This window comes from Pseudomonas sp. Yb2C2 (assembly GCF_052112325.1).
Classification (GTDB): domain Bacteria; phylum Pseudomonadota; class Gammaproteobacteria; order Pseudomonadales; family Pseudomonadaceae; genus Aquipseudomonas; species Aquipseudomonas marginalis.
In genome coordinates this window covers 67,545-89,229 of the sequence record NZ_JAVAJK010000024.1, presented here as the reverse complement: position 1 = coordinate 89,229, position 21,685 = coordinate 67,545, and the positions used below count along the sequence as shown (strand labels likewise).

General features: G+C 62.0%; 15 protein-coding genes. 6 read left to right on the top strand and 9 right to left on the bottom strand.

The window, feature by feature from the left end; genetic code table 11:
- Positions 1-42 precede the first annotated feature (42 nt).
- Positions 43-2,031: an alpha-1,4-glucan--maltose-1-phosphate maltosyltransferase gene (locus Q8X51_RS26800; RefSeq protein ID WP_065948635.1), complete on the bottom strand. Its 1,989-nt coding sequence runs from the start codon at positions 2,029-2,031 to the stop codon at positions 43-45.
- Positions 2,032-2,235: 204 nt separating this feature from the next.
- Here Q8X51_RS26800 and Q8X51_RS26795 point away from each other — a divergent pair, with 204 nt between their 5' ends.
- Positions 2,236-2,403 (top strand): hypothetical protein, encoded by a 168-nt coding sequence (locus Q8X51_RS26795; protein ID WP_162844262.1) that lies wholly within the window; start codon positions 2,236-2,238, stop codon positions 2,401-2,403.
- Between the two features lie 182 nt (positions 2,404-2,585).
- Complete coding sequence (locus Q8X51_RS26790) at positions 2,586-3,194, top strand: hypothetical protein (protein WP_065927840.1); 609 nt, start codon at positions 2,586-2,588, stop codon at positions 3,192-3,194.
- Between the two features lies 1 nt (position 3,195).
- Here the strand turns inward: Q8X51_RS26790 and Q8X51_RS26785 are convergent, their stop codons facing one another.
- Positions 3,196-3,693 carry an MgtC/SapB family protein gene (locus tag Q8X51_RS26785; protein ID WP_065927841.1) on the bottom strand — a complete coding sequence of 166 codons (498 nt, stop codon included), beginning with the start codon at positions 3,691-3,693 and terminating at the stop codon, positions 3,196-3,198.
- A gap of 118 nt (positions 3,694-3,811) precedes the next feature.
- Between Q8X51_RS26785 and Q8X51_RS26780 the strand changes: the two genes are divergently transcribed.
- From Q8X51_RS26780 to mapR, 3 genes are all read left to right on the top strand, one after another.
- The gene (locus tag Q8X51_RS26780) at positions 3,812-4,051 is read left to right on the top strand and encodes a DUF3203 family protein (protein WP_027606388.1); all 240 of its coding nucleotides are present in this window, start codon (positions 3,812-3,814) and stop codon (positions 4,049-4,051) included.
- A gap of 184 nt (positions 4,052-4,235) precedes the next feature.
- Complete coding sequence (gene ccoG / locus Q8X51_RS26775; RefSeq protein WP_407694829.1) at positions 4,236-5,645, top strand: cytochrome c oxidase accessory protein CcoG; 1,410 nt, start codon at positions 4,236-4,238, stop codon at positions 5,643-5,645.
- A gap of 77 nt (positions 5,646-5,722) precedes the next feature.
- Positions 5,723-7,132, top strand: coding sequence for a GntR family transcriptional regulator MpaR (gene mapR / locus Q8X51_RS26770; protein ID WP_065927972.1), 1,410 nt, complete (start codon positions 5,723-5,725; stop codon positions 7,130-7,132).
- 221 nt (positions 7,133-7,353) lie between these two features.
- Here the strand turns inward: mapR and Q8X51_RS26765 are convergent, their stop codons facing one another.
- The 7 genes from Q8X51_RS26765 to tpx form a co-directional block, all read right to left on the bottom strand.
- Entirely contained in the window at positions 7,354-8,100 is a 747-nt protein-coding gene (locus Q8X51_RS26765; protein ID WP_065927843.1) for an SDR family oxidoreductase, read from the bottom strand.
- Between the two features lie 54 nt (positions 8,101-8,154).
- Entirely contained in the window at positions 8,155-10,251 is a 2,097-nt protein-coding gene (locus Q8X51_RS26760) for a putative bifunctional diguanylate cyclase/phosphodiesterase (RefSeq protein WP_065948637.1), read from the bottom strand.
- A 181-nt stretch (positions 10,252-10,432) separates the two neighbouring features.
- On the bottom strand, positions 10,433-11,998 hold the full coding sequence (locus Q8X51_RS26755; protein WP_407694828.1) for an efflux transporter outer membrane subunit: 1,566 nt from the start codon (positions 11,996-11,998) through the stop codon (positions 10,433-10,435).
- Positions 11,995-15,102, bottom strand: a complete 3,108-nt coding sequence (locus Q8X51_RS26750; RefSeq protein ID WP_065927845.1) for an efflux RND transporter permease subunit — start codon at positions 15,100-15,102, stop codon at positions 11,995-11,997. Before Q8X51_RS26750 ends, Q8X51_RS26755 begins: the two co-directional genes overlap by 4 nt.
- On the bottom strand, positions 15,099-18,200 hold the full coding sequence (locus Q8X51_RS26745) for an MdtB/MuxB family multidrug efflux RND transporter permease subunit (RefSeq protein ID WP_323145965.1): 3,102 nt from the start codon (positions 18,198-18,200) through the stop codon (positions 15,099-15,101). Before Q8X51_RS26745 ends, Q8X51_RS26750 begins: the two co-directional genes overlap by 4 nt.
- A complete protein-coding gene (locus Q8X51_RS26740) occupies positions 18,197-19,495 on the bottom strand; it encodes an MdtA/MuxA family multidrug efflux RND transporter periplasmic adaptor subunit (protein WP_065927847.1) in 1,299 nt (432 codons plus the stop codon). The genes Q8X51_RS26745 and Q8X51_RS26740 overlap by 4 nt, the downstream gene beginning before the upstream one ends.
- Positions 19,496-19,727: 232 nt before the next feature.
- Positions 19,728-20,228, bottom strand: coding sequence for a thiol peroxidase (gene tpx / locus Q8X51_RS26735; protein WP_065927848.1), 501 nt, complete (start codon positions 20,226-20,228; stop codon positions 19,728-19,730).
- A 159-nt stretch (positions 20,229-20,387) separates the two neighbouring features.
- Here tpx and Q8X51_RS26730 point away from each other — a divergent pair, with 159 nt between their 5' ends.
- Positions 20,388-21,677, top strand: coding sequence for a glycosyltransferase (locus tag Q8X51_RS26730; RefSeq protein ID WP_074846470.1), 1,290 nt, complete (start codon positions 20,388-20,390; stop codon positions 21,675-21,677).
- Positions 21,678-21,685: the final 8 nt, after the last annotated feature.

Below are 21,685 nucleotides of genomic sequence, written 5' to 3'. Positions count from 1 at the left end.
GGGAGGGGCTTGCCCCCTCCCACATGTTGATCTTCACCAGACTCAGGAGGTGCTGATGCGCCAGATCCCGAACGGCATCTGCGGCTCCAGCCGCGTCCACTGGGTCTTGCCATACCAGGTCCAGCGGTGGCCGTTCATCAGGTCTTCGCCCTGGGTCTGCGCATCGTCCGGCAGGCCCAATTCCCACAACGGCAACTCAAAGTGGGCCTCCTGGGCATTGAACGGATCGAGGTTGACGGCTACGAGGATGAAGTTGCTGCCGTCCTCGCTGCGCTTGCCGAAGTACAGGATATTGTCGTTCCAGGCGTTGTAGAGCTTCAGGCCCAGGTGAGTCTGCAAGGCCGGGTTTTGGCGGCGAATGCGGTTGAGCTGGGCGATCTCGGCGATGATATTGCCGGGTGCGGTGAAGTCCCGAGGGCGAATCTCGTATTTCTCCGAGTCCAGGTATTCCTCTTTGCCCGGCACCGGTGCCGCTTCACATAGCTCAAAGCCCGAATACATGCCCCACAGGCCCGAGCCCATGGTGGCCAGCGCGGCGCGGATCAAAAAGCCCGGGCGCCCGGATTCATGCAGGAACCCTGGGTTGATATCCGGTGTATTGACGAAAAAATTCGGCCGGTAGCATTCGCGCCACGGCGACTCGTTCAATTGCGCCAGGTATTCGGCCAGTTCGGCCTTGGTGTTGCGCCAGGTGAAGTAGGTGTAGCTCTGGGAGTAACCGACCTTGCCCAGGCGCGCCATCATCGCCGGGGTGGTGAAGGCTTCGGCGAGGAAGATCACCTCGGGATGCTTTGCCCGTACATCGGCGATCAGCCACTGCCAAAAGGGCAGCGGCTTGGTGTGGGGGTTGTCGACGCGAAAGGTCTTCACGCCCTCTTCCACCCAGCCCACCACGATGTCGCGCAGTTCAGTCCACAGGCCTGGGATCGCATCTGCGGCATAGAAGTCGACGTTGACGATGTCCTGGTACTTCTTTGGCGGGTTCTCGGCATATTTGATCGTGCCGTCCGGGCGCCAGTTGAACCAGCCCGGGTGCTCTTTGAGCCACGGGTGGTCCTGGGAGCACTGGATGGCGAAATCCAGGGCGATCTCCAGGCCATGCTCGGCGGCGGCCTTGACCAGGCGACGGAAGTCTTCGCGGCTGCCCAACTGCGGGTGGATGGCCTCGTGGCCGCCGTCCTCGCTGCCGATGGCATAGGGGCTGCCCGGATCATCGGGGCCTGCGGTCAGGGAATTGTTCTTGCCTTTGCGGTGGCTGCGCCCGATCGGGTGGATCGGCGGGAAGTACAGCACGTCGAACCCCATGTCATGGATCATCGACAGGCGCGAGTGCACGTCGTTGAACGTACCGTGGCGGGCCGGATCGTCGGTGATCGAACGGGGAAACAGCTCGTACCAACTGGCAAATTGCGCCGCCTCGCGCTCCACATCAATCGGGTAGACGGTGCTGATGCTCAAGTAGGCGCGGTGGTCGGCCTGGGTCATCAGGTGTGCACTGTCTTCGTGCAAAAACAGCGCGACCTGCTCGGTTTCCAGCAAACCGGAGAGTTCGTGGTGCAACAGCATCAGGCGGTCACGCAGTTCGTTGTCGCTGCGTTCGGCGGCCTGCAGCACCAGGCTGCGGCCTTCCTGCAACTCCAGGCTGACCGGCACCCCGGCTTCATGTTTTTTGCGCAGTTCATAGCAGAAGCTGGCGTAGGTATCGATCCAGGCCTCGATGCAGTATTCGTGAGGGCCCTGGACGGTGACGGTAAACGCCCCTTCCCAGCCATTGTTGCCCACGTCGTTCATGACCACGCTGTGCCAGCTTTCGTCATGCAGCGGGCGCCAACGGATCAATACGGCCAGCTTGTCGTGGCCATCGGCGAATACCTTGCTGGTGACGTTGACCCGCTGGCCCACCACAGCCTTGACGGCAAATTCGCCGCCGTCGATCACGGGTGAAGTGCTTTCGATCGCGATCCTGGGCAGCAACAGCGCCTGGGACAGCGGCAATATGGAGTCTTCTGGAGCCAGTGTTTCAGCAGTCATCGAGCATCTTCCCCTTACGCCCTGTGGACGCTCTTTGCTTGATCCGAATTCCGATACGGCAGCGCTCTCCCTGAGCAGGGCCGCTATAGGTCCGAGCCTGGGCCAAGGTTAAAAGTTCAGCTGGATGTTCCGCCATTGGGCGGGGAATCAATTGGCCCCGGTGGATGTCCACCACTGGAGCAAAGCACAAAGGAGGCCACACCGATGAATATCCCTATCCCGGCTGAAACCCCGGACCCGAATATCGACAACCCGACCTTGCCCCCCACGGAGCCGGAGCCGATTCCCGAGAAGGAACCGCCGGAAACCCAACCGCCAGCGGTGGAAGAACCACCAACGACAATGCCACCGGTAATTGTAAGAACCAGCTGACGGCGACGGGAGGCTCGCTCGAAAACAAGATATCGTCCTTCGAGCGGACCTCATGAAAAACCGAAATTTCCTTCGCTATTAAGAAAATATTGCTTAAGCCCAGCTTTATATACTGACCTCGCGAAATGCTCCCCCCACCCTTTGGGATAAGGCGTTTCAGTCCATTCTTCGTGAGGTTATATATGTCGACCATCCCTCCTCAGCTGACCCCGAACTACGTACCGTCCACCCCCGTCACTCCGGCGCACACCGATGCAACGCCTCTGGCTGAGCTGAACTCGCTGTTATCCCAGCACAACATCCACTGCATTCTGCACGCCCCGAACTCCTTTCATTCCCGCACACAGCTTGACAAAGTCCGCAGACTGTTGACTGAAGACAACATCCGGTTGATGTTGCACGGTGAGAATGCTGAAGCGAACGCCAAAACCCTCGAAGCGCTCGGTAAACAGTTAAATCCGGACATGATCAGCACCAACCTGGAATCCGCCAGGCGTGATGCGGAAGAAACCCTGATCAAGGAGCTCAGGTTGAAAGGGCTTGAAAACTTGATGAAAGCATATTCTGGCAGTGACACCGCAGATCTGCTGAACGCTTATCATAAGTCGAAAGACGATGTGGAGACCCTTGGCAAGAACCATTCAGCAATGGGACGTATGGCTGGGTTCTTGACTGGGTTTGGTAGTCTGTTGAACATGCACAGGCTCGACTCTTTACGCACAGAACGAGTGCCCGCCGAACGCCAACACGGTCCTGAAACCTACAGCGTCAACATGAAGGTCCCTTATTAAGTCAGGTCTCCTTGTCCAACAGCTTGACGATCCTTGGCATCACGCTGAACACCGCCAGGGCCAGCAAGGTACTCAACACCGCCGTCGACTCGCGGCCCATTCCCGCCGCCACCCCAATGGCGGCGGTCATCCATAACCCGGCAGCGGTGGTCAGGCCTTTGACGTGCTGGCCCTCTTCATCTTCCTTGCCCTTGAGGATCGTCCCTGCGCCGAGGAAACCAATCCCCGCGATCACCCCCTGGACCACACGACTCATGGCATCCGCCTGGTTGCCAGACATCTGCGGTACCAGCACAAACAATGCGGCGCCCATTGCCACCAGCATATGGGTGCGCACACCGGCAGCCTTGCCCTTGTGCTCGCGCTCAAACCCGAGGATGCCGCCCAACAGCGCTGCGATCAGCAGGCGAACAGTGATTTGAGTGAGCTGTTTCGCGTCGCCAAGGTCGGCGAATTCGGCCTGCAGGGTTTGCCACACTTCGTGCCACCAGGCGTCCATGGATGCTGTCCTTTATTTATGGATAAAGGATGGACAGCGGCGACCGCCAGTCAGTTGCCTTGAACCCACACACCTTGCTGCCCCCTAACCTTCATACCCCATGAAAAAGGAGACCGGCATGCCCCTGCGTATCGAAAACCAACTGTGCTACTTCATGCTCGATGACAATGGCCAGGAACAGAGCGTGCCGGCGACCCGCGTCCATATCGTTACCGACACCGACAAATCCATGTCGTACGTGGAACTGGCCGCCGAGCGGATCTATATCACCGAAGCCGAGGCCGACGCCCTGACGGTGGCAGGTGCCCATGATGGGCGCCAACATGTAAAGGCTGAAGAACCTGGTTCGCTGATTTAATTGATCTGTATCAGCACGCGCCAGATCTAGCTGCACCTCCAGCGCCATGGGGTGCAGCACATTGACGCAGGCCCATGGCCAAAGCCCATCTGATCCGCTTTTTATCGCCATACCTGAGCCTGTTATGCAAACAGACCGGCGCGCATAGTTCATCGGCCTGATGGAGGCTGATGAGCGAACGACCATGAGCGAACGAATCCCAACCGTGGAAACCTTTGAGCCGATCCACCCAAAGAAGGTGAAGGCCAAATCCAGCGACAACCTGATCCATACCCGCAGTTTCACCGGCCTGTTCCGCACCTTGCGCGTGGCTGGCGCGGGCTTTCTGTTCCTGGCGTTCTTCGGCACGGTGTGGCTGAACTGGGGTGGGCGGCAAGCCGTGCTGTGGGATTTGGCCGAGAGTAAATTCCATATTTTCGGCGCCACCTTCTGGCCCCAGGACTTCATCCTGTTATCGGCTTTGCTGATCATCTGTGCCTTCGGCCTGTTTGCGATTACGGTGTTCGCCGGCCGCGTGTGGTGTGGCTACACCTGTCCGCAAAGCTCGTTTACCTGGCTGTTCATGTGGTGCGAAAAGCTCACCGAGGGCGAGCGCAACCAGCGTATCAAGCTGCAAGCGGCGCCCTGGAGCCTGAACAAACTCGCGCGACGCTCGGCCAAACACATGTTGTGGCTGGGCATCAGCGTGCTCACCGGGCTGACCTTTGTCGGCTACTTCACGCCGATCCGCCCCCTGGCCGCCGAACTGCTGACCTGGCAAATGGGGGGCGTGAGTCTCTTCTGGGTGCTGTTTTTTACCGCCGCCACCTACATCAACGCCGGCTGGCTGCGTGAAGCGGTGTGCATGCATATGTGTCCGTATGCGCGGTTCCAGAGCGTGATGTTCGATAAAGACACCCTGACCATTTCCTACGATAGCGCCCGTGGCGAGCATCGCGGCCCGCGTAAACGCGAGGTCACGCCGGCCGCTGTCGGCCTGGGTGACTGTATTGACTGCCAGCTGTGCGTGCAGGTCTGCCCCACCGGCATCGACATCCGCGACGGCCTGCAAATGGAGTGCATCGGCTGCGCGGCGTGCATCGACGCCTGCGATTCGATCATGGACAAGATGGGCTATGCGCGGGGCTTGGTGAGCTACACCTCCGAGCATCAACTCCAAGGCGGCAAGACCCACCTGCTCAGGCCGCGCCTGATCGGCTACAGTGCGGTGCTGCTGGTGATGATTGCGGCGTTGGTGGTGGCATTGGTGGAGCGGCCAATGGTGTCGCTGGACGTGACCAAGGACCGTGGCATGTTCCGCGAGAACGCCCAGGGCCAGATCGAAAACATCTACAGCCTCAAGGTCATCAACAAGACACAGCAGCGCCAGGAATACCGGGTGGAGCTGCTGGATGCAGAGGGTTTCCAACTGCAAGGCAAGACCGAGATCAGCCTGGCACCGGGGGAAATCGTCGATGTGCCGGTTTCGGTGGCATTGCTGGCCGACAAGCCGGCGAGCAGTTCGCAGACAGTGCGCTTCAAGGTTTCGGATGTGGACGAGCCGTGGATCTACAGCGCCGCCGACAGTCGCTTTGTGGCACCGCTCAACCGCTGAGACCTCGCTATCGAAAATGATGCAGATCAAATGTGGGAGGGGGCTGGACTCATATTACCTATTTGTTTAAGGCCAACATGAAACGCTACGAAAAATTCGCCGATGACATCGCAGAACTGATCCGCTCCGGCGTGCTCGGCCCCGGCCAGCGTGTGCCGTCGGTACGCTATGCCAGCCAGACCTATGGCGTCAGCCCGTCCACGGTGTTCCAGGCCTACTACCTGTTGGAGCGTCGCGGGCTGATCCGGGCACGGCCGCGCTCCGGCTATTTCGTCAACACCCATGCACCCAGCCCGTTCTCCGAACCGGTGGTGAGCGAGCAGGTGCATGAGTCCACCGAAGTCGATGTCAGCGAACTGGTGTTCTCGGTACTCGATTCGATCAAAGACCCCAACACCGTGCCCTTCGGCTCGGCCTTCCCCAGCCCCATGCTGTTCCCGCTGCCGCGCCTGGCCCGCTCCCTGGCCAGCGCCAGCCGCGAGATGGACCCGCGTCTGGTGGTCACCGACATGTCGCCGGGCAACCCGCAACTGCGTCGGCAGATTGCCCTGCGCTATATGGTCGGCGGCCTGATGCTGCCCATGGAGGAGCTGCTGATCACCAACGGCGCCCTGGAAGCGTTGAACCTGTGCCTGCAAGCGGTCACCGAACCGGGCGACCTGGTGGCCATCGAGGCCCCGGCGTTCTACGCCTGCCTGCAAGTGCTGGAACGCCTGAAGCTCAAGGCGGTGGAAATCCCCGTGCACCCGCGCGACGGCATCGACCTCAACGCCCTGGCGCAAACCCTGGAGCGCTACCCGATCAAGGCCTGCTGGACCATGACCAGTTTCCAGAATCCCATGGGCGCCACATTGCCGGAAGCAAAGAAGCAGGCGCTGGTGGAACTGCTGCGTAGCCACCAAGTGCCGTTGATCGAGGACGACGTGTACGCCGAGCTGTACTACGGGCAGCAGGCACCCAAGCCGGCCAAGGCCTTCGACAACGAAGGCCTGGTGATGCACTGCGGCTCCTTCGCCAAGAGTCTGGCGCCGGGCTATCGCGTCGGCTGGGTGGCGGCCGGGCGCTATGCGCAGAAGGTCGAGCGCTTGAAGCTGATGACCTCGCTGTGCCCTTCGATGCCGGCGCAAGCGGCGATTGCCGACTACCTGCAACACGGCGGCTATGACCGCCACTTACGTAAACTGCGCTATGCCCTGGAAGAACAGCAAAGCGCCATGCTGGCGGCTATCGCCCGCTACTTCCCGGCGCAGACACGGGTGAGCCAGCCGGCCGGCGGGTATTTCCTGTGGCTGGAATTGCCGGAGCAGACCGATTCGTTGAAGTTGTTCCAGATGGCGCTGGCGCAAGGCATCAGCATTGCGCCGGGGCCGATCTTTTCTGCGACCCAGCGCTTTCGCAACTGTATTCGCCTGAACTACGGCAGCCCGTGGACCGAGGTCTCGGAGAAGGCGATGGAGACGTTGGGGCGGATTGTGCGGTCGTTTTGAGGGATGGCGTTGCGCTTTCTGACGCCATCGGGGGCAAGCCCCCGATGGCCATGGGTATCTACACAACTTCCAGTGAATACGGAATCTATGGCAATTAGGCTTCTGTGGTGAGCGGGCTTGTCGAATCGTCGCACCGCCCGCTCACCACAGAGTTATGTGTCAGCCTTTAAGAGTTGTGTAGATACCTATGCCCCGATGGCGCCGGTACAGGCACTGCATCACTAGCGACCGCCACCCAAATCCAGAAAAGTCCCCGTGGCATACGAAGCCTTGTCCGACAGCAGCCAGATAATCGCTTCCGCCACTTCATCCGGCCGCCCGCCACGGGCCATGGGAATACCGGACTCGAGCTTGCTGACCCGGTCCGGGTCGCCGCTCAGGGCGTGGAAGTCGGTGAAGATGTAGCCGGGGCGCACCGCGTTGACGCGGATGCCCTCGCCCGCCACTTCTTTCGACAGGCCGAGGGTGAAGGTGTCGAGTGCGCCCTTGGATGCGGCGTAGTCGACGTACTCACCCGGCGAACCCAGGCGTGCAGCCACCGACGACACATTGACGATACTGCCGCCCTGCCCGCCATGCTTGGGCGACATCCGCAGCACCGCGTGCTTGGCACACAGGATCGGACCGAGCACATTGGTCTTGAGAATGTTCAGGATGCGGAACTCGGACATCTCATCCACCCGCGACTTGTGCCCCACGGTGCCGGCATTGTTCACCAGCGCGGTGACCCGGCCCAGTTCGGCGTCCACGCGATGGAACAGCGCAATCACTTCATCTTCGATACTGACATCCGCGCGCACCGCAATCGCCTGGGCACCGAGGCCGCGAACCTGCTCGAGCACGCTGTGGGCGGCTTTTTCATCGGAGTGATAGTTGATGCAGATGCGATAGCCCTCGCGGGCAGCCAGCAATGCCGTCTCGGCGCCGATACCACGGCTCCCCCCGGTGATGATGAGGACTTTGTCCATGCGTGCGGTCTCCTGATCCAACCTGGTGTTTAGGGTTGGATCCGATACTAACCGTCACGCACGGCTTTTGTCAGGCGCCGCTGCATCTTCGCCGCGCTGGATATGGGCCATGAAACCGTCCGCCGGCAACGGGTGGCCGAGCAGGTAGCCTTGCAGGGAGTTACACCCCAACCGCGTGAGAAAACTCTGCTGCACATCGGTTTCCACACCTTCGGCGACGATTCGCAGCCCCAGCGCCTGGCCCAAGGCAACAATGGCAGACACGATGGCGGCGTCGTCGCTGTCATGCTCCAGGTCACGCACAAAACCACGGTCGATCTTCAACTCGTTGGCCGGCAGGCGCTTGAGGTACATCAGGCTGGAGTAGCCCGTGCCGAAATCGTCGATGGACAGGTCCACGCCCATGTCCGACAGCTGCTGCAACACCGTCATGCTCGCATCGGCGTCGCTCATCGCGGTGGTCTCGGTGATTTCCAGGGTCAGGCTGTTGGCCGGCAACCGGTGCCGCGCCAGGGCGCCGGCGACGCTGTTGACCAGCCCGGCGTGGCAAAACTGCAACGCCGACAAGTTCACCGCGATGCGCCAGTGCTCATAACCCTGGGCGTACCACAGGCTCATTTGGCGACAGGCTTCATTGAGCACCCATTCGCCGATGGGGATGATCAGGCCGGTTTTTTCCGCCAGTTCGATAAAGGTCGCCGGCAACAACAAGCCTTGTTGCGGATGCTCCCAGCGCACCAGCGCTTCGGCGCCCACCGGGATCCCACTGATCGCATCAAACTTGGGCTGGTAATACAGCCGGAACTGCTCGTGCTCAAGAGCATTGCGCAGGTCTTGCAGCAGCTGCAATTGCTTGCGCGCATTGGTGTTCATCGACACATCAAAGAAGCTGTAGCCGTTCTTGCCCATGCCCTTGGCATGGTACATGGCGGCGTCGGCGTTCATCAGCAGTTCCTGGGGGGTGTTGCCATTGCCCGGGAACATGGCGATGCCGACGCTGGCGGAAATCTTCAGCTCATGCTCGGCCACCTGGAACGCGCGGTTGATCAGCACCACCTGGCGTTCGGCAAGGCCGAGGGCATCGTCGGGCTGGGTCAACTGCACCAGCAATACAAACTCATCGCCGCCGATGCGCGCCAGGGTGTCGTGACTGCGCAGGTCTTCGCGCAGGCGCAGGCCGACTTCGCGCAACAACTGGTCGCCCATGTGATGGCCAAAGGCATCGTTGACCGGCTTGAAGCCATCCAGGTCGATGAACATCAGGGCAAAGCAACCGCCCTGCTCCTTTACCGCCTCGATGGCCTGTTGAATACGATCGGCCAGCAAGGTGCGATTGGGCAGGCCGGTGAGCATATCGTGCAGGGCCAGGTGGGTCAGTTCCTGGTTGGCTTGGGTCAACGAGTCGGCGAGCACCGCAGTACGGGCTTCCAGGCGCGCGTCGAGCAACGACGTCAGCAACGCAATGGCCAGTACCGCCAGGGTCGTCACCAACACCAGGTTATCCAGGCCCTTGCCACTCAAGCCATCCAGCACGGCGGCGCAGTAACTTTCATCGGCAAAGCGTGCGGCCGCCATGCCGGTGTAATGCATGCCGACGATTGCAAAGCCCATCACCACCGCCGCACCACCACGGGCCAGGCGTACGTAAGGCGTGTTGCGGCGCAGGTTGAACGCAATCAACAGTGCGGCTCCGGACGCCACCACCGCGATCAGCAACGACAGGCCAAATAGCGTGGGGTCATAGTCGATGCCCGGCGTCATGCGCATCGCGGCCATGCCGGTGTAGTGCATGCTGGCAATACCGCTGCCCATGACCAGCGCGCCAAACGCCAGTTGCCAGGCAGGCAAACGCGCTTGGCTGACCAGCCATAATGCAAAGCCGCAGGACAATACCGCGATCAACAACGACAGCGCGGTGATACCGATGTCGAAGCCCAAGGCAAACGGCAGGCGCAACGCCAGCATGCCGATAAAGTGCATGGACCAGACGCCTACCCCCATCGCCATGGCCCCGCCGGCTATCCATAAATACACAGCGCGCCCCTTGGCGGTCGCGATGCGGCCGGTGAGGTCCAGGGCGGTGTAGGAAGCGAGGATCGCGACAAACAGCGAGATCGCGACCAGCGAGGGGGAATAGCTACCGATAAGCATGGGACTTCTCGTGGGCAACGGACCCGAAACGCCCGTACCAAGTGGCAAAGCGGGCGATTGTAGCGAGAATAATTCTTGAACAGTTGATTAATTATCAGAGGGCCATTAGTGGCAGTTTGACGCCAATCTACTGATTGAAATTACCCACACACTGCGTTCCCACACACGTGAGAACGATCAATCAATCCTTCTCGGCAATCGGCGTCTGCCCATCCCAACCACCGCCCAGCGCGGCGATCAGTTGCACACTGGCCACCAGGCGGCTCTGCAACAGGGTCAACACGGTGCGCTCGTTACTCAGCGCCGTGGCCTGGACCGTCACCACATCCAGATAGGCAATCAGCCCGGCCTTGTACTGGTTCTGGGTCAAGCGCAGCGATTCTCGGGCGGCCTCGAGGGCTTCGTTGCTGACCACCGCCTCGTCTTCCAGCACCTCAAGCTGGACCATGTAGTTTTCCACTTCACGGAAGCCGTCGAGCACGGTCTGGCGGTACTTGGCCACGGTTTCGTCGTAGGACGCCACGGTGCGGTCGACTTCCGCCGAGCGTTGGCCGCCGTCGAACAGGGTCATGGCCAGTTTCGGCCCTACCGACCAGAAGCGGTTCGGCAGGCTGATCCAGTCGGCATAGGTGCTGCTGGAATAGCCGCCGGCCAGGCTCAGCGTCAGGTCCGGGTAATAGGCGGCCTTGGCCACGCCAATATTGGCGTTGGCGGCGATCACCGAGCGTTCGGCCGAGGCGATGTCCGGGCGCCGTTCAAGCAATTGCGACGGCAGGCTGACCGGAATCTGCGGCAGGGCCGGGATGTCCTTGCTCACCGCCAGACTGAAGTTGGCCGGTGCCTCGCCGATCAACACGGCGATGGCGTTTTCCAGTTGGGCACGTTGCCAGATCAGGTCGATCAGGCTGGCCTGGGTGGTCTTGAGCTGGGTTTGCGCCTGGGCCACCGCGTCCTTGCCGGAAACCCCGGCGCGGTATTGGTTTTCGGTCATTTGCAGGGAGCGCTGGTAGGTGTCCAGCGTGGCTTGCAGCAGGCGGGTCTGCTCGTCCATGACCCGCAGTTGCAGATAGCTTTGCACCAGTTCCGACTGTTGGCTCAGGCGCATCGCGGCTAAGTCTGCCGAGCTGGCTTCGGCGCTGGCCTCGTTGGCCTCCAGGCCTCGGCGCAATTTGCCCCAGATATCGGCTTCCCAGCTCACGCCGAGCTGCGCGTTGAGGGTGTCACGGATCCCGCTGCTGGAACTGCTGAGGCTGGCGCTGCTGCTGCCGGTGCCCTGGCTGGCGCGGGTTTTGCCCGCGCTCAGGTCGACGCTGGGGTAAAACGCCCCGCGTGAACTGCGCACCAGGGCCTGGGCCTGGCGAAAACGCGCTTCGGCCTGGGCCACGGTCTGGTTGGAATTATTCAGGCGCAGCACCAGGTCGTTGAGTTGGCGGTCGCCATACAGCTCCCACCAGGCGCCACGGGCCAGGGAATCACTCGGCGCGGCCTGGCGCCAGCCCTGGGCTTCCTTGAACTGCGCGGGTTCAGTGACTTCCGGGCGTTTGTAATCCGGGCCGACGGCACAGGCGCTGAGCAACAACGCCAACCCTACTGTAGGAGCGAGCTTGCTCGCGAAGGTCGTTAACGATAACGCGCCGAGCCTGAATGAACGCGGTGCCTGCCGTTTTTTCGCGAGCAAGCTCGCTCCTACAGGGATGAGTGCCGTGTCGGAAGCCCGCAGTGCATTGGCGTTGGTTGAATCGGTCATAGCGCAGTGTCCAGGGCAGCATCGGTACGCACGCCGCGCCAGGCATTGAAACGGTGGCGCGCGCGGTCGAGATAGAGGTAAACCACCGGGGTGGTGTAGAGGGTCAGGACCTGGCTGAAAATCAGGCCGCCAATGATGGTCAGGCCCAGGGGATGGCGCATTTCCGCGCCATCGCCGGTGCCCAGCAGCAACGGCAAGGCGCCGAGGATGGCCGCCAGGGTGGTCATCAGGATCGGCCGCAGACGCAACAGGCAGGCGCTGCGAATCGATTCCAGCGGGCCTAGCCCATCGTTGCGTTCCAGCTGCAACGCCAGGTCGATCATCAGGATCGCGTTCTTCTTCACCACCCCGATCAACAGGAACAGGCCGAGCAGGGAAATCAGGCTGAATTCCCCTCCCGTCAGGTAGATGGCAAGCATCGCGCCGACGCCGGCCGACGGCAGGGTCGAGAGGATCGTCAGCGGATGAATGTAGCTCTCATACAGAATGCCCAGCACCAGGTACACCGCCACCAGCGCGCCGAGGATCATGAACGGCTGGCCCTTCTGCGTGGCCGCAAAGGCATCGGCAGTGCCGGCCATCTTGGCGATCACATCTTCCGGCAGGCCGACCTTGGCAATCGCCCGCTCGATGGCCGCCGTGCCCTGCTCCACCGTGACCCCGGGGGCCATGTCGAAGGCGATGTTTTCCGAGGCGAACTGGCCTTCGTGGCTGACGCGGTCGTCCGCCAGGCTGTTCTCGTAATGGGCAATGGTCGACAACGGCACCCGCGCGCCGCTGGAGGTGATCACCTGCATCTGGTTGAGGGTGATCGGGTCCTGGGCGTATTTGGGGTTGACCTCCATCACCACCTGGTACTGGTTGAGGCTGTCGTAGATGGTGGAAATCTGCCGCTGGCTGTAGGCGTTGTTGAGCACCGCGGTGACCATGTCCATGTCGATGCCCAGGCGCTTGGCTTGGTCACGGTCGACAATCAGCGTGACCTGGGCCGCGCCGCGCCCTTCACGGGCGTCAATGGCGGTCAGTTCCGGCAGCTCACGCAGCGCCGCAACCACTTTCGGGTACCACAGGCGCAGCGCGGCCAGGTCGCCGCTTTGCAGGATGTAGGAATACTGCGCGCTGGTCTGATCACGGCTGCCGCCGAATTGCAGGTCCTGGTCGGCCATCAGGAACAGGCGCCCGCCCGGCACCAGCGGTACATCCTTGCGCAGGCGCTCGATCACCGCCTGGGCGGACACCTTGCGTTCGCTGATGGGCTTGAGGCGGACCAGCATCACCGCGTTGTTGGTACCGTTGTTGCCGCCGATAAAGCCGGCCACGCTGAGCACCGCTGGGTCGTTGAGCACCGCCTTGCGGAAGATTTCCATCTTCGGCTGCATGACGCTGAACGACAGGCCGTCGTCCCCGCGCACAAAGCCGATCAATTGGCCGGTGTCCTGTTGCGGCATAAAGGTCTTCGGGACCACCACGTACAGCGCCACGTTCACGCCAATGGTCAGCAGCAGGCTGAGCAAGGTCAGGCGGCGATGGCGCAGCACCCAGTCCAGGCTGGTGGCGTAGCCGGCCACCATGCGGTCGTTGATCTTCTGGCTCCAGCGCTGCAGGCCGGTCATCTGCCCTTTCACGTGGGGCTTGAGCCAACGGGCGCAGAGCATCGGCGTCAACGTCAGCGACACGATCAGCGAAACGATGATCGCCGCCGACAAGGTGATGGAAAACTCGCGGAACAAGTTGGTGACGATCCCGCCCATGAACAGGATCGAGAGGAACACCGCCACCAGCGATACGTTCATCGACAGCAAGGTAAACCCGACTTCCTCGGCACCCAGGTAGGCGGCCTTCATCGGTGGCACGCCCGCGTCGATATGCCGGGAAATGTTCTCCAGCACCACAATGGCATCGTCCACCACCAGGCCGGTGGCCAGGATCAGCGCCATCAGCGAGAAGTTGTTCAGTGAGAACCCGTACAGGTACATGATCGCGAACGTGCCCACCAGCGACACCGGCACCGCCAGGGTTGGAATCAGCGAGGCGCGGAAGTTGCCGAGGAACAGGTACACCACCAGGATCACCAGCCCCACCGCAATCAGCAGGGTCATCTCGGCTTCATGCAGGGTCGCGGTGATCACCGGCGAGCGGTCCATGGCCAGGCTGAGCTTGACGCTGGACGGCAGCACCGCCTGCAACGCCGGCAGTTGCGCCTTGATCTGCCTGACGGTCTCGATGATGTTGGCGCCGGACTGGCGGTTGATCACCAGCAGCACCGCCGAATCATTGTTGAAGAAGCCACTGTTGTAGCGGTCCTCCACGCCGTCGCTGATCTTCGCCACATCCTTGAGGCGCAGGGCGGCGCCGTCCTGGTAGCGAATCAGCAGCGGCTCGTAATCCTTGGCCTTTTCCAGCTGGTCGTTGGCCTGGATCTGCCAGTTGCGCTCGCCGTCTTCCAGGGAGCCCTTGGGCCGACGCTGGTTGGCATTGGCGATGGTGTTGCGCACGTCGTCCAGGGCCACGCCGTACTGGTCGAGGGCCTTGGGTTCCAGCTCGATACGCACCGCCGGCAGGGAGCTGCCGCCGATCTGCACTTCGCCCACCCCCGGCACCTGGGACAGGCTTTGGGAGAGGATGGTCGAGGCCAGGTCGTACAGCTGGCCCTTCTGCAACACGTCCGAGGTCAGCGACAGCACCATGATCGGCGCCTGGGACGGGTTGATCTTCTTGTAGGTGGGCATGCTGCGCATGCCGCTGGGCAGCAGGTTGCGCGAAGCGTTGATCGCCGCCTGCACTTCCCGCGCGGCGCCGTTGATATCACGGTCGGAGTCGAACGCCAGGATCACCCGGGTGGAGCCCTGGCTCGACGAACTGCTCATGGTGGTGATGCCGGCAATCGCGCCGAAGGAACGCTCCAGCGGCGTGGCCACCGTGGAGGCCATCACCTCGGGGCTGGCGCCGGGCAGGCTGGCCGAGACCACGATCACCGGGAAATCGATCTGTGGCAGCGGCGACACCGGCAGCAGGTTGAAGCTGACCCCGCCCAGCAACATGATCGCCAGGCTCAGCAGAAGGGTCGCTACCGGCCGGCGAATGAAAGGTCCGGACAGGTTCATGACTCAACCGGCTCCAGGCTTTGCGGCTCTTTGCGCCAGCGGCGGCCGAGGCGATCGAAATACAGGTAGATCACCGGCGTGGTGAACAGCGTCAACACCTGGCTCACCAGCAGGCCGCCGACCATCACCAGGCCCAGGGGCTGGCGCAGTTCGGCACCGGAGCCGGTAGCGAGCATCAACGGCACTGCACCGAACAGGGCGGCCAGGGTAGTCATCAGGATCGGCCGGAAGCGCAGCAGCGCCGCCTGGTAGATCGCGGTCTGCGGGTCCAGGCCCTGGTTGCGTTCGGCGTCGAGGGCGAAGTCGATCATCATGATCGCGTTCTTCTTGACGATACCGATCAGCAAAATGATGCCGATGATCGCGATCATGCCCAGGTCATTGCCGCTGAGCAGCAAGGCCAGCAAGGCCCCCACTGCCGCCGACGGCAAGGTCGAGAGAATGGTGATCGGGTGGATATAGCTCTCGTAGAGCACGCCCAGCACGATGTACATGGTGACCACCGCTGCCAGGATCAGCAGCAAGGTGCTCGACAGCGACGCTTCGAATGCCTGGGCAGCGCCCTGGAACTGGGTCTGCACCCCCACCGGCATGCCGATGTCCTTCTGCGCCTGGTTGATCAGCTCCACGCCTTTGCCCAGGGCAACGCCGGGGGCTAGGTTGAACGACATCATCACCGCCGGGAACTGGCCGATATGCGCAATCGCCAACTGCGCCTGGCGCTGTTCCACATGGGCGAGGCTGGACAGGCGCACCTGGCCGCCGTCGGTGGTCTTCACATGGATCTGGTTCAGCGCCGCCGGGCCCAGGGTTTCCCCAGACTGGGCCTGCAAGACCACGCGGTACTGGCTGGCCTGGGTGTAGATGGTGGAAATCTGCCGCTGGCCGAACGCGTCATACAGAGCATCGGTGATGGTCGACACACTGACGCCCAGGCGCGAGGCCGCATCGCGGTCGATCACCAGGTACACCTGCAGCCCCTTGTCCTGCAGGTCGCTGGCGACGTCTGTGAGCTCCGGCATCTGGCTCAGTGCGTGCACCAGCTTGCCGCTCCACAGGGCCAGCAGGTCGGCGTCCGGCGAGGACATGCTGAACTGGTACTGGGTGCGGCTGACACGGTCTTCGATGGTCAGGTCCTGCACCGGCTGCATGAACAGGCGGATTCCCACCAGCTTGTCGATTTGCGGTTGCAGGCGCGTGATCACCTGGGCCGCGCTCAAGTCGCGCTGGCCGTGGGGCTTGAGGTTGATCAGCAAGCGGCCGCTGTTGAGGGTGGCGTTATCGCCATCCACGCCGATATAGGACGACAGGCTTTCCACCGCCGGGTCGGTGAGGATGATCTGCGCCAGTTCCTGCTGGCGCTGGCTCATGGCGGCGAATGAAATCGACTGCGGCGCTTCGGAAATACCCTGGATCACCCCGGTGTCCTGCACCGGGAAAAAGCCCTTGGGCACCACCAGGTACAGCACCACGGTCAGGCCCAGGGTCGCGATGGCCACCAGCAGGGTCAGCGACTGGTGCCTGAGCACCCATTGCAACTTGCGCCCGTAGGCTTCGATCAGCCAGTCGATCCAGGCGCCGCTGGCCTTGTAGAAACGGCTCTGCTCTTCTTCCTTGGGCTCGCGCTTGAGCAAACGCGCGCACATCATCGGCGTGAGCGTGAGGGACACCACCAGGGAAATAAGGATCGCCACCGCCAGGGTGATGGCAAATTCGCGGAACAGCCGTCCCACCACATCAGCCATGAACAGCAGCGGGATCAATACGGCGATCAGTGACAGGGTCAGGGAGATCAGGGTGAAGCCGATCTGCCTGGCGCCCTTGAGCGCGGCGGCCAGCGGCGTCTCGCCTTCCTCGATATAGCGGGAAATGTTCTCCAGCATCACGATGGCATCGTCCACCACGAAACCGGTGGCAATGGTCAGGGCCATCAGCGTCAGGTTATTGATGGAGAACCCGGCCAGGTACATCACCCCGAAGGTGCCCACCAGCGACAGCGGCACGGCAATCGACGGGATGATCGTGGCGCTGACCCGCCGCAGGAACAGGAACGTCACCATCACCACCAGGGCAATGGCGATCAGCAATTCGTGCTGCACATCGGTGACCGAGGCGCGGATGGTCTGGGTGCGATCGGTAAGCACCGTCACGTCGAGGCCGGCCGGCAGGTTGTCGGTGATGCTCGGCAGCAGCGCCTTGATGCGGTCGACCACCTCGATCACGTTGGCGCCCGGTTGGCGCTGGATATTGAGGAGTACGGCCTGGTTTTCATTGGCCCAGGCGGCAAGGCGTTCGTTTTCGGCGCCGTCGACGATCTGCGCCACATCTTTGAGGCGCAGAGGCGCGCCATTGTTGTAGGCCAGGATCAGCTCGGCGTATTGCTGGGGCGACACCAACTGGTCGTTGGCATCGAGCATCGACACCCGCGTGGGGCCGTCGAAGTTGCCTTTGGGCTGGTTGACGTTGGACGCGGCGATCAGGGTGCGCACATCGGAGAGGTTCAAGCCGTTGGCCGCCAGGGCTTCGGGGTTGACCTTGATGCGCACGGCCTGGCGCTGGCCACCGGCGATGCTGACCATGCCGACGCCGCTGATCTGCGCGATCTTCTGCGCCATGCGTGTGTCGACCAGGTCATTGAGCTTGGGCAGCAGCATGGTCTTGGAGGTAATGGCCAGGGTCAGCACCGGGGTATCCGCCGGGTTGACCTTGTTGTACACCGGCGGTGCCGGCAAATCCTTGGGCAGCAGGTTGGTGGCGGCGTTGATCGCAGCCTGCACCTGTTGCTCGGCGACATCCATATTGATGTCGAGGTTGAAACGCAGGGTCAGCACCGAGGCGCCGCCGGAACTGGTGGACGCCATCTGGGTCAGGCCGGGCATCTGCCCGAACTGGCGCTCAAGGGGCGCGGTGACCGCGCTGGTCATCACATCGGGGCTGGCACCGGGGTACAGGGTCATCACCCGGATGGTCGGGTAATCCACCTGAGGCAGCGCCGAGACCGGCAACAAGCGGTAGGAAATAATGCCGGCCAAAACAATCGCCAGCATGCTCAGCGTGGTGGCGACCGGACGAAGGATAAACAGCCGCGACAGGTTCATGAACCGACCTTTTGCGCCTTGCCGGCGGTGGTGCCGGTCTCCCCTTTAGCCGCCGGCTTGCCTTGCAGGTGTTCGGTGGGCGTCGTCGGCACTTCGCTGCTGTCGTTGACCACTTCGATCTCGCTGCCGTCCTTGAGGCGGTCGGTGCCTTCCAGCACCACACGGTCGCCGGCGACCAGGCCTTCCTTGATCACAGTGTTGTCGCCATCGGTGTCACCCACCACCAGCGGCTGGACCTTGACCTTCTTGTCGCCATCGAGCTTGTAGACAAAGGTGCCGGTGTTGCCGAACTGAATCGCGGCGGACGGCGCCAGCACCACGTTGTGCAAGGTATCGGCGAGCAAATGCACGTTGACGAACTGGTTGGGGAACAGCGCCTGGTCCTTGTTATCGAAACGCGCCTTGAATTTCAGGGTGCCGGTGGTGACGTCGATCTGGTTGTCCAGGCTTTGCAGCACACCAGTGGCCTGCCGCTTGACGTCGCCACGGTCCCAGGCTTCCACCGGCAACTTGTTGCCGGCGTGATAACGGGCGAGCACGGTTTCCAGGGTGTTTTCCGGCAGGGTGAAGGCCACGCTGATCGGTTGGGTCTGGGTGATCACCGCGAGGAAGGTGGTGTCGTTGGCCGCCACCAGGTTGCCCACATCGACCTGGCGCAAGCCGACGCGACCGCTGATAGGCGCGCGGATCTTGGTGAACTCGAGGTTGAGCTTGGCGTCGTCCACCGCGCCCTGGTTGGTCTTGACCGTGCCCTGGTATTGCAGGACCAGCGCTTCGGCGGTGTCCAGGGTCTGCTTGGCGATACTGTCCTGGGTGTACAGGTCGCGATAACGCTGCACGTCGACCTGGGCGTTTTTCAACTGGGCCTGGTTCTGCATCAGCGTGCCCTGGGCCTGGAGCAAGGCATTCTGGTAGCTGCGCGGGTCGATCTCGGCCAGCAGGTCGCCGGCCTTGACCATCTGCCCTTCTTCAAAGGCGATCTTGACCAGCTCGCCACCCACCCTGCTGCGCACATTGATGGTATTGAGCGCGGTGACCGTGCCCAAGGCCTTGTAGTACACCGGGAACTCCCCCAGCACCGCTGGCGCTACACGCACCGGCACCGGGCCGGTGGACCCGCCGAACCCCGGGCGCGCCATGCCGGTTTTACCGGTATGCCCGGCCGGTGCGTCTTTGTGGGCGGCGCCGCCTGGCCAGAATTTCCAGCACAGGCCGGCGATAACCAGCAGCACGAGCAGGCCGAACAGCCAGCGGCGGGAGTTGCGGGGGGAGGATTGCATGGAGTGATCAACCATTGGGCGCGAGAGCTTCTTCTTCGGGAGGCTGAAAGATAAGCACTGGAGCGCGTTAAGAAAAGCGCCTTTACCGGCTATTTACCTTGGGCTTACAACTTTTAACTTCTGCGGCTTAGTCTGCGGGCTATTTCGCTAAACGTCTGAGCCACAAATAAAAACGGCCTGGACTAGGCCAGGCCGCAATCATGTCTTACGGGTGTTACTGCAAAACGACAGTAACGCGCCGCAACAGTTACTTCAAAACAGCCAGGGCCGCTTCGTAGTTCGGCTCCTGGCCGATTTCCGAAACCAGTTCGCTGTGCAGCACGGTGTTATTTTCGTCCAGCACCACGACCGCACGGGCGGTCAGGCCCTTGAGCGGGCCATCGGTAATCGCTACGCCGTAATCGACGGCAAAACCAGGGTCACGGAAGTCCGACAGGTTCTTCACGTTTTCCAGGCCTTCGGCGCCGCAGAAACGCGCCTGGGCGAATGGCAGGTCGGTGGAGATGCACAGTACGACGGCGTTGTTCAGCTCGTTGGCCTGGGCGTTGAACTTGCGTACCGACGTGGCGCAGGTCGGGGTGTCGACGCTTGGGAAGATATTCAGCACTTTGCGCTTGCCGGCAAAGGTAGCCAGGGTTGCATCCGACAGATCGCCGGCGGTCAGGGTGAAGTCTGCTGCTTCAGAGCCGACTTTCGGCAATTCGCCTTCAACCTGGACAGGGTTACCGCGAAGAGTGACTTGAGCCATGAACAGAATCCTTATGCTGGGTTTTGGTTAAACGAATTCGAGAGGCGGAAGTTAACCACAAAGTACCGTGGCTACCTACCGCCAGACACAAATTGTCATGCCACGCGGTTGTGGTTTAATTGCGCGCTTTGCGCCTGCCCTCCAAGGAAACCGTTGCTAATGAATCAGCCCGCCACCAAAGTCCTGGTCATTGGTTATGTCTGGCCGGAGCCCCGTTCCTCGGCCGCGGGCGGGCATATGATGCAGATCCTTGAAACTTTTCTTACACAAGGTTGGGATATTACCTTCAGCAGCCCGGCAGCACTGGGCGAGCACAAGGCCGACCTGCTGGCGCTGGGCATCGCCGAATGCGCGATCGAGCTCAATAGCAGCAGCTTTGACGACTTTGTCCGCGAGTTGGCTCCGGATATCGTGCTGTTCGACCGGTTCATGATGGAAGAACAGTTTGGCTGGCGCGTGGAGAAGTGTTGCCCCGACGCCCTGCGCGTGCTGGAAACCTCCGACCTGCAAAGCCTGCGCGACGCCCGTCAGCGGCGCCTCAAGGCGCACCTCAAGGCCCACCCGGGCAGCGACGACTTCAGCGCGCTGTTCGCCCCGGCCCTGGAGCAGGCGTTCCAACTGATGGCCGACACCGACCTGGCCAAGCGCGAAATCGCCGCGATTTATCGCTGCGACATCAGCCTGATGATCTCCGACGTGGAAATCCGCCTGCTCACCGAACAATTCAAGCTACCCGCCGCCCTGCTCCACTGGTGCCCGCTGATGATGACGCCGCCAACCGAGGCCTTCGTACCGTTCGAAGAGCGTGCGCACTTCCTCAGCATCGGTAACTTCCGCCATGCGCCGAACTGGGACGCCGTACTGTGGATGAAGAACAGCGTCTGGCCAATAATTCGCCAGCAATTGCCGGGCGCCCAGCTGCATATCTACGGCGCCTACACCCCGCCCAAGGCCACCGCCCTGCACAACCCGGCGCAGGGCTTTCATGTGATGAACTGGGCCGAAGATGCCCTGCAAGTGATGAGCGCCGCGCGCATCTGCCTCGCGCCCCTGCGCTTTGGCGCGGGTATCAAGGGCAAGCTGGCCGATGCGATGCTGTGCGGCACGCCCAACATCACTACCCCCATCGGCGCGGAGGCCATGGGCGATGAGCGGCCATGGCCCGGCGCCATCGAGCAATGCGCCGAAGCCCTGGCGGCGGCGGCCGTGGCGCTTTATCAGGATCGCGAACGCTGGACCCAGGCCCAGCAGGATGGGCGCCAACTGATTGCCGGCCGTTATGACCGCACTGTCCACGGGCCTGCACTGGTGGAGTGCCTGCAACACTGCCGCAGCCACCTCGCCGCCCATCGCCGCAGCAACTTCACCGGCAGCATGCTGCGCCACCATGCGCATAAAAGTACGCAGTACATGTCCCAGTGGATCGAGGCGAAAAACCGTAGCCTGTAAACCGCGGC